This window comes from Kushneria phyllosphaerae (assembly GCF_900312995.1).
Classification (GTDB): Bacteria; Pseudomonadota; Gammaproteobacteria; order Pseudomonadales; family Halomonadaceae; genus Kushneria; species Kushneria phyllosphaerae.
The window spans coordinates 74185-87377 of record NZ_ONZI01000004.1; the positions used below are offsets into that span (position 1 = coordinate 74185).

Below are 13193 nucleotides of genomic sequence, written 5' to 3' on the forward strand. Positions count from 1 at the left end.
CCCGGTAAGCGGTTGTAATTCCTGCCGTCATCCCCATATTGATGCCATCAAAGTCGCTTCGTGCGGCCCACACACAAGATTCGAGGTTGTCTGCGATGGAGCGTAACCCCGCACAGACGTTAAACATACCCCTGTTGCCGCTGCGAGACGTTGTTGTTTACCCGCAGATGGTCATACCGCTGTTCGTGGGTCGCGAGAAATCGATTCGTGCCCTCGAAGCGGCAATGGAGTCGGACAAGCAGGTATTGCTGGTCGCTCAGCGTGACGCCGGTCAGGATAATCCCGAAGTTGAAGATCTTTTCGACATCGGCACCATTGCCAGTGTGATGCAGCTGCTGCGTCTGCCCGATGGTACCGTGAAGGTGCTTATCGAAGGCAGCTCTCGTGCTGACATCACGGATATCGATGATGGCGATGAAGAAAATGGCTATCCGGTTGCCAGCGTTACCCTGAGAGAAAGCGAGCCTCTCAATGAGCGCGAGCAGGAATCTCTGGTACGCGTGCTGCTTGATCAGTTTGAGCAATATGTGAAGCTTTCTCGCAAGGTGCCCAACGAGGTGCTGAGTTCGCTTCAGGGCATCGAGGATGCCAGCCGGCTGGTTGACACCATTAGTGCTCATCTGTCTCTTGAGATTGGCGACAAGCAGTCCTTGCTCGAGATGGACAAGGTTCGTGATCGCGTTGAGCATCTGATGACGCTGATCGAGTCCGAGATTGATCTATTGCAGGTAGAAAAGCGTATCCGCTCCAGGGTCAAGGAGCAGATGGAGAAATCCCAGCGCGAGTACTATCTCAATGAGCAGATGAAAGCCATCCAGAAGGAAATGGGTGAGCTTGAGAATACGCCCAACGAGGCGGATCAGTACGAGCAGAAAATCGCCGAATCCGGTATGTCGGCCGAGGCCGAAGAGAAGGCCCGTCAGGAGCTCAACAAGCTCAAGATGATGGCGCCGGCGTCTGCCGAAGCCACGGTGGTGCGTTCCTACCTTGACTGGATTCTGGCAGTTCCCTGGAAAAAGCGGACTCGCGTTCGCCATGATATTGCTCATGCCGAACAGGTGCTGGAAGAAGATCACTATGGGCTGGAAGAGGTCAAGGAGCGCATTCTTGACTATCTCGCCGTGCAAAAGCGTGTGCGCAAGCTGAAGGGGCCGGTACTGTGTCTGGTCGGTCCTCCCGGCGTTGGCAAGACATCGCTGGGTCAGTCCATTGCCCGGGCGACCAATCGCAAATACACGAGACTGGCACTGGGCGGCGTTCGTGATGAATCCGAGATTCGCGGTCATCGACGCACCTATATTGGCTCCATGCCCGGCAAGGTATTGCAGCGCATGAGCAAGACCGGTGTTCGTAATCCGCTTTTCCTGCTGGATGAGATCGACAAGGTGGGTATGGACCACCGCGGTGATCCTTCCTCGGCGCTGCTTGAGGTGCTGGATCCCGAGCAGAACGACAAGTTCAGCGACCATTATCTGGAGCTGGATTACGATCTCTCTGATGTCATGTTTATCTGTACCGCGAATTCGATGAATATCCCCGGCCCGCTTCTGGACCGCATGGAAGTCATTCGTATTCCCGGGTATACAGAAGACGAAAAACTGGGCATCGCCAGACGTTATCTGGCTCCGAAGCAGCTCAAGGCCAACGGTCTGAAAAAGGACGAGCTGGTGCTGACAGATGAAGCACTGCTTGAACTTATTCGTTACTACACTCGTGAAGCGGGTGTTCGTGAGCTTGAGCGCCAGATTGCCAAGGTGGCGCGCAAGGTACTGCGCGAGCGCATCGGTAACGAGGTTTCGAAGGTTGGCCAGGGGGATGCTCAGCACCTGGAAGCCGACGACATCGAGCGCTATGCTGGTGTGAGGCGCTTTAGCTACGGTCTGGCTGATCAGGCCCCTCAGGTGGGTCGAGTGACCGGTCTGGCATGGACCTCCGTGGGTGGCGAGATTCTCAACATTGAGTCGGTGGTTACCCCGGGCAAGGGGCGTGTCAACAAGACAGGCTCCCTGGGTGATGTCATGAAGGAGTCGGTCAGCGCTGCGCATACGGTCGTGCGCTCGCGAGCTGCCCAGTTTGAAATCGACCCCGAACGGTTTGAGAAGGAAGACCTTCATATCCACGTGCCGGAAGGGGCCACGCCCAAGGATGGTCCGAGTGCCGGTATCGCCATGGTCACGGCGATGGTGTCTGCCTATACCAATCGGGCCGTGCGCGCCGATGTTGCCATGACAGGTGAGGTCAATCTGCGCGGTGAAGTCATGCCGATAGGAGGCCTCAAGGAGAAATTGCTGGCCGCCCGGCGCAGTGGTATAAAGATTGCTCTGATACCTGAAGAAAATCGCCGCGATCTCAAGGAAGTCCCTGATGCCATCAAGGATGCACTTGATATTCGACCCATGCGCTGGATCGATGAAGTCCTTGAAGTTGCTCTGGTACAAAAGGGCGATGACGATTTTGAAGAGACACGGGTAGAAGAGAAAAATACTTCTCAAGCGTCTGTAAATACTCATTAGAGTTATTTTTGATAAATGTTGGCCAGCAAAGCCTGAAATGACGGGCTTTGTTGCCAACATTGCTTGACGGTATTTATGGTCGTTGATATAAAATGCGGCTCGTTATGATTGCGTATGCTGTTCGATTGCCGCGCTTAATCCTAGCAACGATTGTTATAGTCAAGGGGTGAAGAGTGAATAAATCCGAGCTGATTGAGGCTATTGCTGCTTCTGCAGATATTCCCAAGGCAGCGGCCGGTCGGGCTTTAGATGCCATGATCGATTCCGTTACCGATAGCCTTAAGCAGGGTGATTCCGTGGCACTGGTAGGTTTCGGAACATTCAGCATCAAGGAGCGGGCTGCACGTACTGGTCGCAACCCGCAGACTGGCAAGACCATTGAAATCAGCGCTGCCAACGTGCCCAGCTTCAAGGCCGGCAAGGCGCTGAAGGACGCTGTCAACTGATAGCGGTGTTAGCTGCAATGGAAGGCTTGTTTTTAAATGCCTTCCCTGTATGAAATAAACGCATCGTGAAAACGATGCGTTTTTTTATGGGCAGGTCCGGACTGAGAGTGACTTCAGTCAGATCCCGGCTTATGGCGTGTCGGTTTGCGTCATGTGTCGTTATAATCCTTCGCCACACCCCTCCATCATCCATCAATTTCAAGGGCCTGCTGCATGCTGCAAAAGATCAGAGATCGGGCACAGGGCTGGATCGCCAGAGTAATCGTGGCTCTGATCGCGCTGACATTCACGCTATTTGGCGCAGAGTCGTTACTGAGCTATTTCAATGGTAGCCAGCGTGACGAAGCTGCTTCTGTCAATGGTGAGAAAATCAGCCGTCAGACGCTCGATACCGAGGTTCAGCGCGCCGTACGCTCAGGGCGCGTACCGCCTGAACAGCAAAATGAAGCGCGCCGAGCCATTCTGGATTCCCTGATTACTCGTACAGCCATCGAGCAGTATGCCCGAGAGGGTGGCATGAGCTTTTCAGATCAGCAGGTCGATCAGCTTCTGGTTAATCGGCAGGAGTTTCAGGACAGCAGCGGACACTTTTCTGCCGAGCTCTTTCAGCGAAGGCTGAATAGCGCCGGTTATACCCCTGAAGAGTTTCGTCGACAGCTTCAGGAAGACATGCTGACCCAGCAGCTTCAAAATGGCCTGATTACAGGGACTTTCCTGCTGCCTTCGGAAACCAGGCATCTGGCGAAGCTTCGCTATCAAAAACGCGATTTTCGTTATGCCACGCTGGATGACAGCGCGCTGGAGCAGCCGGTCAACGTCAGCGATGATGAAGTGCAGACCTGGTACGATGCCCACAAGGAAGCCTATCAGCGTCCTGAAGAGGTCAAGCTTGAATACGTTGTGCTCGATCGTCGCCAGATGCCCGAGAATGATCAGCCCGTTGATGAGCAGCAGCTGCGCCAGCGCTATGAGCAACATCGTGCCACGGCGCCACGCGAGGTTTCAGACATCGTGGTGACCTTCGGTAATCAGCGCACTCGTGAGGAAGCTCGGCAGCGTGTTGACGAGATTGAAGCGCGTCTGCAAAAGGGTGATAACTTTGCCGATCTCGCGAAACAGTACTCCGACGACCCGTCCAGTGCCGACAAGGGCGGCCGAATGGGCGCCGTCAGTGAAGGTATCTTTGGCCAACCCTTTGATGAGGCCGTTGCCTCCATGGCACCGGGTGAGGTATCTCAGGGCGTGGAAAGCGACGGTGTCTTTCATATCATCCGGGTTGATGACATCGCGATCGAAAGCTTTGATGACATGCGCGATGAGCTCACCAAAGAGGTTCGACAGGAGCAGCATGACGAGCGCTTCCAGCAGCTTGCCCAGCAGCTCAGTGACGAAAGCTTTTCGGCCGACGACCTCAAGGGAGTGGCCGACCGTCTGAAGCTGCCGCTGAAGCACACCGATTGGGTGTCACGGGATGATGAGTTCGAGGATGACAATGCCGTGCTGGGTGAAGCTGGTGTCATGGATGCCGCCTTTACCGATGACGTTCTCAACAATGGCTACAACAGCGAGCCTGTAGAGCTGGGTCAGGATCGCCGCGTGGTGTTGCGTGTCACCGAACATCGTCCGGCCACCACGCTGGCGCTGGATGAGGTCCGTGACCAGGTCAGGGGCTCGGCACTTCAGGAAAAACGTCGTCAGGCACTTGCTGACCAGGCTGAAAAAATGCTGGTGGCCCTTCGTCGTGGAGACACTCCCAAAGGACTTGAGTGGAAAAAGGTCAGTGGCATGACGCGTGACGGAAAGGGGGATCTCTCTGCCGATCTGGTCAATGCAGCTTTCGGCATGCCTCAGCCGCATGATGGTCAGCCAGGATATGGTCACGCCGCCACAGATGAGAAGCAGGTGATTTTTGCCATTGATCATGTGGACGACGATGTCAGCGACGATCAGGTTTCAGCCATGTCGGATGGCCTCTGGAATGCCCAGGCAGGACAAACGATCAGCGTCATGACAGATGCAATTCGTAACCATGCCGATATCTCGACAAATTAAATAGTCTGCTATCTTTCTCAGGGCGCAACTCGTGTTGCGCCTTTTTTTATATCTTGTGATTTATTCATCTTATTGTTGGCACCCCCTCTCAGGGCATGCAGGAGTGTTTTATGACCCAGTCACGCTATTTTACGATCAGTGAGTATCCCGAGGGTCTGCCCGAGCGGTCCCTTTTTCAGCTTGAAACACAGGAACTGCCCGAGCTACAGGAAGGGGAAGTGCGTGTTCGTAATCACTGGCTTTCCGTGGACCCTTACATGCGCGGTCGCATGAGTGGTTCCAAAACGTACATTGAGCCCTTTGAGCTGAATAAACCCATGCAGGGTGGGGCATTCGGCGAGGTAATCGAATCACGTCACCACACGCTCAAGAAAGGCGATCGGGTTATTCATATGGGCGGCTGGCGCGATGTGGCGCAGCTTGATGGCGATCAGGTGCAGCCGCTGCCGGACATCGATGTACCGCCGCAGGCCTTTCTGGGCGTTTTGGGTATGCCGGGGATGACGGCCTGGGCCGGATTGACCCTTGTTGCCGAACTCAAGTCCTCTGACACCGTATTGATTTCGGCCGCCAGCGGCGCTGTGGGCTCGCTGGCAGCACAGCTGGCGCATCAGAAAGGGTGCACGGTCATTGGCAGTGCCGGCAGCCAGGAAAAGCGTGAGTGGCTCGAGGCGCGCGGTATCAAGGCCGTCGATCATCACCAGAGTGCTGATGATATCAAAAAGGCCCTGAAGGAAGCCGCACCGCAGGGTGTCGATGTCTATTACGAAAACGTGGGCGGCCCCATGCTTGAGGCAGCTCTGGATGTCATGAATGATTTCGGTCGCATAGCGGTGTGCGGCATGATTTCACGCTATAACGAATCGGCGCCCTCTGCGGGGCCGGCCAATATTGCCGCCGTGCTGACCAAACGTCTGCGCATGCAGGGCTTTATTGTCTATGAATGGATCAAGGGACACGAACAGGAGTTCTACAAGCAGGTGGGTCCGCTGGTGGCCGATGGCAGCATCGAATATCGCGAAACCGTGGAAGAAGGGCTGGAGCGAACTCCGGATGCTTTCCTGGCCCTGTTTGAAGGCAGCAATCAGGGCAAAATGCTGGTCAAGCTGGACTGATCTCTGGCTACTTGCGGGCATTTGATGCCATGACTGAACCCGCCATGTGCGGGTTCAGTTGTTTGACGGCGTGCTGCCTGCTTCAAGCAGCGCAATATGGTGAAGCGCCTCATTTCGGGTGTGGCCACAAAGCTCGCGGTCATAACTGAAGTCGTGACAGACCTTCGGTCGGCGAGCATCACCAAAAAGACGGCAAAGATTGTCATCATCAAGCTGGATGCAGCGAATGCCTGCCGGTTTGCCCTGCGGCATGCCGGGTATTGCAGAGCTGATGGAGGGCGCAATGCAGCAGGCGCCGCAGCCCGGGCGGCACCCGCTTTGCTGGCTTGTCGCGATCACACCATGTGGTCCATCACTCATGCTCATGCCGGGTCCCGAGCACCATGTGCGGTGGCCACGGCGCCCTTGTCGATCCCTTCAAAAGCCTGCACTCGAACACTGCCACCATGCAGTGAGGCGATCTCCTTTGCCATCCAGTGGGCAATCTGTTCGACCGTGGTGGGAGTCGGCAAGATTTCGGCCCGTTCCTGTGGCAGCCGTATCGCAAAACGCCCCTGTGCCGATTCATATCCGACATGATACATATCGTTGTCTGTATCCATCAGATCGGCCCGATCAATCAGGTAAATATCTTCAAGACGCTGTGACCACTGTGTTTCGAGCGCTTCGCTGCGCTGCCCGTTATGCCAGATGGCCAGACGGGAGCGATGACCATGCGCAATGCGCTGGCAGTTGCCCTTGTGACGTCGAAGGCCGTGACTGTACGTGTAGCCGCCGGCCTCATGGGGCTCTTCCCGAAGCGTCACGCGTATTTTTTCGACCTGCGCCGGCGGGCGCCGGGAAAGCTCCGCGGACAGATGGTCCCCCAGTCGTTCCGGGGTGATCTGTTGCCAGGGCAGCAGGGTGTAGGCCTGGCGTGGCGCCCGTAGCTCCATGGGCCACGGATGACGGGTCTGCAGGCGAAGCCCCTCATTGCATTCAATGACCGTGATGTCATGTGCCTTGGTAGGCACCAGCAGGGTATGGTCCATGGTGCTGTCGATACGTGACTTGATCCAGGGTTTGACATCGCCGAAGTCAAACAGCATGCCGTCTTCACCCAGCGACCCTTCCAGCTCAACATCGATATGGTAGCTGGCGCCGACCAGGCCTCGTTGCGGACACCAGATGGACACATCCAGCGCGCTGAGCGCATTTACGAAAAGAATCATCAATCAATACCTGCAATCTTGTGTGTCTGCAGGGAGAGGCGCCACTGGGGGTTGGTCATGCAATACGCCACCGTGTCGGCCATGGTATTGCCTGTCTCACCGCGAGGGGCAAGGTCCATGGGCTGCAGAAAGAAGTGGTCAAACTCGAGTGCCCTGAAGCGCTCGGGGAGCGCATCGGCCTGCGGATAAACGAGCTTGAGCTCATTGCCGGACAACTGTTTGAGTTCGGCGCGCCCCTTGGGACTGACGCAAAGCCAGTCGATGCCTTCCGGTGCCGGCAGCGTGCCGTTGGTTTCCACCGCGATTTCAAAACCACGCTCGTGGATGACCTCAATCAGGGCACTGTCCAGCTGGAGCAGGGGTTCCCCGCCGGTAAAAACCACGTAGGGGCGCGCGTGATCGTCACTCTGGGGCCACAGGGCCGCAATATGGTCTGCCAGGTCAGAAGCCGTTCGAAAGCGCCCACCGTTCTGGCCATCGGTGCCGATAAAATCGGTATCACAAAAGCGGCAGATACTGCTGGCACGGTCCTTCTCGCGCCCGGACCACAGGTTACAGCCGGTGAAACGACAGAACACCGAGGCACGGCCGGCCTGACCGCCTTCACCCTGCAGGGTGTAAAACGCTTCCTTGACACTGTACATGGCTACACCTCCCGCGTGCGGCTGGTCTGGCTGCGATAGGGCAGCGGGTCTTTAATGCCTTGTGATGCAAAGGCCTGAAGACGCTCGCGACAGCTGCCACATTCGCCACAGGCAAGCGCCTCGCCCAGATAGCAGGTCCATGTATGGGCATAATCAAGGCCCATCTGCAGCCCTTCGGCAAGGATGTCGTCCTTGCTGGCATGCAGATAGGGGGCACGTATTTCAACGGGCGTATAGTTGGCAATCGCTGCAACATCGTTCATGCGCGCGACAAACTCGGGGCGACAGTCAGGGTAGATGGCGTGATCGCCCCCGTGTGCGCCGTAATAGCAGATCTCTGCTTCCAGATTAACGGCATGACCGATGGCCAGAGACAGCAGGATCATGTTGCGGTTGGGAACAACGGTCGCCTTCATGTTGTCTTCGGCGTAATCGGCCCGTGGCATGGGCTGGCTGGCATCGGTCAGGGCCGAAGCACCGATAAGTCCATGAATGGCGCGTATATCCACGACCTGATGCGCAACGCCCAGGGTCTGACAAACCTGACTTGCAACATCGAGTTCGCGCGCATGGCGCTGACCATAATGGAAGGAGAGGGCGTGAACGTCATACCCCTCGCGCAGAGCGCGATGTAAAACGGTGTAGGAGTCCATGCCGCCGGAATAGATAACGACGGCGCGTGATGCGTTCTGTAATGTCATGACGGAGAATTTCTTTGCCGATGGGAATCGACGCCCGGGATCCGGTCCGGGCGAATGAGGGGCGGCATTCTAACGCCAAACCGGGAGTGTGTCAGCAATATATTTTATACCGTTATCTTTAAAGTATTATCTATACAAGAAAAGGATGGACAAAATATTGGAGGAAGTGGCGTTGATCAAGAAAAGGGCGGGCAGGCGCCGTCAGTAAACACAGGGTCGCTTTTCGACCCTGTGTTTGAAGGGCATTTAAAGATCATGCCCCAGTACGACCGAGCGAATGGCCGAGAAGCTGTGGGCTTCGGGCGGATGATCCAGATTAACCCCCAATGCGTTACTGACTTCGCGGGCAGAAATCACGCCGCGGATACGAAGGCCGCCATGTTCATCATGATCGGTCACCAGCACATGACGATCTCCTGACGTCTTCAGGGTCTGCACCAGATCGCCCAGCGTGGCGCGTTCAATGCGCTCGTAGTCGATGGAGTGCATGTCTTCACGTGCCAGCTTGATCATGTCGACCGTCACATCTGCCCTGGCAATACCACGCTCCTGCATGGCGCGCGTCACGGCACTGCCGCCAAACAGGATGCGTGCACTGATCACACCGGTAAATTCGCCCTGATCGTTGAGCACCAGCAGCATGTGAATGTTGTTTTGCTTCATTGTCTGCAGGGCTTCATCAACGCCGCTTTCAGACGAAACGGTGAAGGCACGGACCTGCTGGAAGTCTGTCAACAGCGCCAGCGCTGAGCTGTCCATGTTCAGCGAGGCAGAGGCCGTATGGTGGCCCGGGCGACAGATGCTGGTGACGCTGTCCATTTCCTTGAGAGGTAGAGGACTGTAGGGAGTAGGGGTAGTGTTCATGAGCGTCTCCTGTGCAAGCCTTGTCAGGCATTTTACTCAAACATGAAAGACCGAAACCGGGTATGGCTAGATTACAGATGGGCCTTTAAATCGCCCCGGACTGCATCGACAAAGGTAATGAAACGGGTATCGCGATCATCATCGCTGCGATCGACCCGACAGCCCAGTTGCATGGTGTTTTTGACCAGCAGCTCATCAAAAATATCCAGCGTCACCGCGGTGGCCGGCCTTGACCCCGGAGTGATGGGCCCGTGTTCCAGCGTAAAGGTTTCAAGCAGGGAAGCCCTAACTCGGGTAGTGCCACCTTCCGAGATGACACGACGTACAAAAAGCCAGCCTTCGCAGGCCAGTTCTTCACCGTTGTCCTGACGGCGGCTGAACAGCGTACGGTAGCAGGCACCTTCAGCGGCGGCCCGCTCGGCCATGCTTTTGTAAGAGGCCGCCATCCGTGTTGCCATGGCGCCTGACTTTGCAAGCTTTTGCACGGCACCGCGATGTTCCTGATCCAGTCTTTCCTGTCTGGAAAAACGCTGCCAGTGCCGGTATTCCTCTAAGATTGAAGTCACATCCATCCCTGTTGTCGCAGCCAATAATAGTGTCGGGGGCTATCTTGCCGATACACAGCGTTTCTCGCCAGCCCGTCCAGTACAATATGGCCTGTCACGGCGCTGAAATCGAATGATGCACCATCAGTGATCACTTGTCCCCGCCGCAGGGCCATTGCCGCAATCGCGTATCGGGCAGACCGGCCCGCCATCCGTTACAATCACAGGATCTGACAGACTGACACTCGTGGGAAGCAAACCAAGATGATGACAAAGACATGGATGGGTGTGGCCGCGCTGACCCTGATGACAGGGTGCGTCTCCGGGCAATATATCGTGGATGATCAGGTCTCCGAGAGCCGGGAGATTCATCCCGTGCAGGGAGCGGATGGCAACTACCTGGGGTCCTTCGCGGTACGCAGGCCTTACACACAAGTGACGCCCATGCAGCTTGAGCAGTGTCTGAATGCAAGCGTTGAGCAGCGTCAGGTCACTCTGGCAGCCGGAAAGCTGCGTCAGTTGACAGACCAGAGTGATGAGATGGCCTTTAATGGCATGTCCGATGATGGCAACAATGAAGTGTCGGGCGTTACTGGCGTCACGCACTACGAGGGGCGTGATCTGGCCTATCGTTTGGAAATTCAGCGTCTGCCGGAAGCCAACTATTATTATTTCGACCGTCTCGGTGAAGCGAGCACCGGGCAGGATAATCAGTTTGCCCCGATTGGGGCCTGGACCAGCGCCGCACCCCTTCAGGCAAGCCAGGGGTTTGAAGCGGTTGCCGATCAAATGCAGTCCTGTCTGGAAAAGGCCGCCAGTAATACGCCGGGCGAAGACCCGACCGGCTGGCAGCCACAGCCCTGAACCTGATGTCCGGGGCAATCTCCCTTGAAAAAAGGGCCTCTTCCCAAAGAAGAGGCCCTTTTTATATGCCGGACGGATAGGTGAATCGGGTTAGAACGCCACAATCTGCTCCAAAAATCGAGGCCCGAGCGCCGGCTCCATGATCAGGGCAAACACAACGCCGTAGGCAGCGCCCCACAGGTGCGCGCTGTGATTGACGTTATCGCCCCCGCGACGGCCGGCATAAATCGACCAGCCGGTATAAACGATGGCAAAGACAATGGCCGGTACCGGAATCACCAGCACATAGAGCGTGGTCCAGGGGGCGGCCAGAATGAAGGCAAACAGCACGGCTGACACGGCCCCTGAAGCCCCCAGACTTCGATAGTTCGGGTCATGGCGATGCGCCAGATAGCTGGGCACGATGGCGGCAATGATGCCGCCTAGATAAAACCCGATAAAGCCGGCCACACCGATGTAGGAAACAAAAAAGCGTTCGATGGCGCGCCCAAAGAAAAAAAGCGTAAACATGTTGAAAAACAGATGCGCGCTATTGGCGTGCACGAAGCCGTGGGTCACGAATCGATACACCTGGCCTCGCGCCACGGCCGGTGGCCAGAAAAGCAGCTTTTCGACCAATCGGTGATTGGTAAAGCAGGGGATGGAGACCGCGCAGGTCACCGCAATGAGCAAAAGCGTCAGCGTCATGCCTTTCTCGCCTTGAGGATGAGATGGGTTTGATCATAACGCAGCGCACATCGTTGTGCGCGCGTCGCTGGCAGGTGTCCCTGTGGTCAGTCTCTGTCTGTCTCGTTTATGCTGAAAGCCGGCATCACGACAAGACCAATAACGATCCGGAGGCGCCCATGAGCGGCTATCACCATGATATCGGCAGCAAACGCTACCGCTTTGAAAACCTGAAAACCCTGATGGCCTGCGCCACGCCCGAGCGCTCCGGCGATCAGCTGGCGGGTATTGCCGCGACAGACAGCGAGACACGGGCTGCAGCGCAACTGGCGCTGGCGGAAGTCCCGCTCACGCAATTTCTCGAAGAGATGCTGGTGCCCTATGAAGACGATGAGGTCACGCGCCTGATCGTTGATGGCCATGACCGGGAAGCCTTTGGGCGCATTGCCCACCTGAGCGTGGGCGAGTTTCGCAACTATCTGCTCTCTCATGACGTCGACAGCGATGTGCTGGCGGCCCTGTCGCCGGGACTGACGCCTGAGATGGTGGCCGCAGTGGCCAAGATCATGCGCCTGCAGGATCTGGTGCTGGTGGGGCGAAAGTGCCGGGTGGTCACCGCCTTTCGCAATACCATCGGGCTTGAAGGGCGACTGTCGACCCGACTACAGCCCAATCATCCCACGGATCACCCGACCGGCATTGCGGCCAGCATTCTGGACGGCCTTTTGTATGGCAATGGGGATGCGGTGATTGGCATCAATCCGGCGACCGACAATACCGGCGCGGTCGTGACGCTTTTGAAGATGCTCGACGACATCATCAGCCATTATGAGATTCCCGCCCAGAGCTGTGTGCTCACTCATGTCACCACCGCGATCGAGGCCATCAACCGCGGCGCACCAACCGATCTGGTCTTTCAATCGATCGCCGGCACCCAGGCGGCCAATCAGGGCTTTGGCATCGATCTGGCCCTGTTGCAGGAAGGTCAGGATGCAGCGCTATCGCTGGGACGTGGCACGGTCGGCAATAACGTCATGTACTTTGAAACGGGTCAGGGCAGCGCGCTGTCGGCCAACGCTCATCACGGGGTTGATCAACAAACGCTTGAGGCACGGGCCTACGCGGTAGCGCGTCGATTCAATCCGCTGTTGGTCAATACGGTCGTGGGCTTTATCGGGCCCGAGTATCTTTTCAACGGCAAGCAGATCACGCGTGCAGGGCTGGAAGATCATTTCTGCGGCAAACTGCTGGGTGTGCCAATGGGGTGTGACGTTTGCTACACCAATCACGCCGAAGCCGATCAGGATGATATGGACGCTCTGTTGACGCTGCTGGGCGCCGCCGGCTGTAACTATGTGATGGGCATTCCAGGCTCTGATGACATCATGCTCAATTATCAGACCACTTCCTTCCACGATGCGCTTTACGTGCGAGAGGTGCTGGGGCTGCGTGCGGCACCCGAGTTCGAAGCCTGGCTTGAGACCATGGCGATCACCGACCGGAAGGGCAGAATCATCGTGGATCAAAGCCTGCCAGCCCCCTTTGCCCATGCCCTGACACGGGCGCATTAAT

At 56.6% G+C, this 13193-nt stretch carries 13 protein-coding genes; 6 read left to right on the plus strand and 7 right to left on the minus strand.

The annotated features are described in order from the left end of the window. The first annotated feature begins 95 nt into the window (after nucleotides 1-95). The 4 genes from lon to KSP9073_RS13445 all read left to right on the plus strand — a co-directional run bounded on the left by lon (nucleotide 96) and on the right by KSP9073_RS13445 (nucleotide 6126). The gene (gene lon, locus KSP9073_RS13430) at nucleotides 96-2513 is read left to right on the plus strand and encodes an endopeptidase La (protein WP_108843494.1); all 2418 of its coding nucleotides are present in this window, start codon (nucleotides 96-98) and stop codon (nucleotides 2511-2513) included. Between the two features lie 173 nt (nucleotides 2514-2686). Beyond that, nucleotides 2687-2959 (plus strand): nucleoid-associated protein HU-beta, encoded by a 273-nt coding sequence (gene hupB / locus KSP9073_RS13435; RefSeq protein ID WP_086622767.1) that lies wholly within the window; start codon nucleotides 2687-2689, stop codon nucleotides 2957-2959. A 213-nt stretch (nucleotides 2960-3172) separates the two neighbouring features. Next, nucleotides 3173-5011, plus strand: a complete 1839-nt coding sequence (locus KSP9073_RS13440; protein WP_108843495.1) for a SurA N-terminal domain-containing protein — start codon at nucleotides 3173-3175, stop codon at nucleotides 5009-5011. A gap of 110 nt (nucleotides 5012-5121) precedes the next feature. After that, nucleotides 5122-6126 carry an NADP-dependent oxidoreductase gene (locus KSP9073_RS13445; protein ID WP_243409252.1) on the plus strand — a complete coding sequence of 335 codons (1005 nt, stop codon included), beginning with the start codon at nucleotides 5122-5124 and terminating at the stop codon, nucleotides 6124-6126. Between the two features lie 54 nt (nucleotides 6127-6180). Here the strand turns inward: KSP9073_RS13445 and KSP9073_RS13450 are convergent, their stop codons facing one another. The 6 genes from KSP9073_RS13450 to KSP9073_RS13475 all read right to left on the minus strand — a co-directional run bounded on the left by KSP9073_RS13450 (nucleotide 6181) and on the right by KSP9073_RS13475 (nucleotide 10118). Next, on the minus strand, nucleotides 6181-6492 hold the full coding sequence (locus KSP9073_RS13450; protein ID WP_243409253.1) for a YkgJ family cysteine cluster protein: 312 nt from the start codon (nucleotides 6490-6492) through the stop codon (nucleotides 6181-6183). Beyond that, nucleotides 6489-7337, minus strand: coding sequence for a 6-pyruvoyl trahydropterin synthase family protein (locus KSP9073_RS13455; RefSeq protein ID WP_108843498.1), 849 nt, complete (start codon nucleotides 7335-7337; stop codon nucleotides 6489-6491). The genes KSP9073_RS13450 and KSP9073_RS13455 overlap by 4 nt, the downstream gene beginning before the upstream one ends. Next, nucleotides 7337-7981 carry a 7-carboxy-7-deazaguanine synthase gene (queE, locus tag KSP9073_RS13460; RefSeq protein ID WP_108843499.1) on the minus strand — a complete coding sequence of 215 codons (645 nt, stop codon included), beginning with the start codon at nucleotides 7979-7981 and terminating at the stop codon, nucleotides 7337-7339. Before queE ends, KSP9073_RS13455 begins: the two co-directional genes overlap by 1 nt. 2 nt (nucleotides 7982-7983) lie before the next feature. Next, complete coding sequence (gene queC / locus KSP9073_RS13465; protein WP_108843500.1) at nucleotides 7984-8682, minus strand: 7-cyano-7-deazaguanine synthase QueC; 699 nt, start codon at nucleotides 8680-8682, stop codon at nucleotides 7984-7986. A gap of 246 nt (nucleotides 8683-8928) precedes the next feature. Continuing rightward, the gene (locus KSP9073_RS13470) at nucleotides 8929-9546 is read right to left on the minus strand and encodes a CBS domain-containing protein (RefSeq protein ID WP_108843501.1); all 618 of its coding nucleotides are present in this window, start codon (nucleotides 9544-9546) and stop codon (nucleotides 8929-8931) included. A 71-nt stretch (nucleotides 9547-9617) separates the two neighbouring features. Next, nucleotides 9618-10118 (minus strand): hypothetical protein, encoded by a 501-nt coding sequence (locus tag KSP9073_RS13475; RefSeq protein WP_108843502.1) that lies wholly within the window; start codon nucleotides 10116-10118, stop codon nucleotides 9618-9620. Nucleotides 10119-10355: 237 nt separating this feature from the next. Here KSP9073_RS13475 and KSP9073_RS13480 point away from each other — a divergent pair, with 237 nt between their 5' ends. Then, a complete protein-coding gene (locus tag KSP9073_RS13480; RefSeq protein WP_108843503.1) occupies nucleotides 10356-10955 on the plus strand; it encodes a hypothetical protein in 600 nt (199 codons plus the stop codon). Nucleotides 10956-11045: 90 nt separating this feature from the next. Here KSP9073_RS13480 and KSP9073_RS13485 read toward each other — a convergent pair whose 3' ends face one another. Further along, nucleotides 11046-11642 carry a rhomboid family intramembrane serine protease gene (locus tag KSP9073_RS13485; RefSeq protein WP_108843504.1) on the minus strand — a complete coding sequence of 199 codons (597 nt, stop codon included), beginning with the start codon at nucleotides 11640-11642 and terminating at the stop codon, nucleotides 11046-11048. A gap of 158 nt (nucleotides 11643-11800) precedes the next feature. Between KSP9073_RS13485 and KSP9073_RS13490 the strand changes: the two genes are divergently transcribed. Further along, nucleotides 11801-13192: an ethanolamine ammonia-lyase subunit EutB gene (locus tag KSP9073_RS13490; RefSeq protein WP_108843960.1), complete on the plus strand. Its 1392-nt coding sequence runs from the start codon at nucleotides 11801-11803 to the stop codon at nucleotides 13190-13192. The last annotated feature ends 1 nt before the right edge of the window (nucleotide 13193 follow it).

Coding starts and splice junctions, on each gene's coding strand:
- lon (WP_108843494.1), top strand. CDS start 96: ATGGAGCGTAACCCCGCACAGACGTTAAACATACCCCTGTTGCCGCTG.
- KSP9073_RS13440 (WP_108843495.1), top strand. CDS start 3,173: ATGCTGCAAAAGATCAGAGATCGGGCACAGGGCTGGATCGCCAGAGTA.
- KSP9073_RS13445 (WP_243409252.1), top strand. CDS start 5,122: ATGACCCAGTCACGCTATTTTACGATCAGTGAGTATCCCGAGGGTCTG.
- KSP9073_RS13450 (WP_243409253.1), bottom strand. CDS start 6,492: ATGAGCATGAGTGATGGACCACATGGTGTGATCGCGACAAGCCAGCAA.
- KSP9073_RS13455 (WP_108843498.1), bottom strand. CDS start 7,337: ATGATTCTTTTCGTAAATGCGCTCAGCGCGCTGGATGTGTCCATCTGG.
- queE (WP_108843499.1), bottom strand. CDS start 7,981: ATGTACAGTGTCAAGGAAGCGTTTTACACCCTGCAGGGTGAAGGCGGT.
- queC (WP_108843500.1), bottom strand. CDS start 8,682: ATGACATTACAGAACGCATCACGCGCCGTCGTTATCTATTCCGGCGGC.
- KSP9073_RS13470 (WP_108843501.1), bottom strand. CDS start 9,546: ATGAACACTACCCCTACTCCCTACAGTCCTCTACCTCTCAAGGAAATG.
- KSP9073_RS13475 (WP_108843502.1), bottom strand. CDS start 10,118: ATGGATGTGACTTCAATCTTAGAGGAATACCGGCACTGGCAGCGTTTT.
- KSP9073_RS13480 (WP_108843503.1), top strand. CDS start 10,356: ATGATGACAAAGACATGGATGGGTGTGGCCGCGCTGACCCTGATGACA.
- KSP9073_RS13485 (WP_108843504.1), bottom strand. CDS start 11,642: ATGACGCTGACGCTTTTGCTCATTGCGGTGACCTGCGCGGTCTCCATC.
- KSP9073_RS13490 (WP_108843960.1), top strand. CDS start 11,801: ATGAGCGGCTATCACCATGATATCGGCAGCAAACGCTACCGCTTTGAA.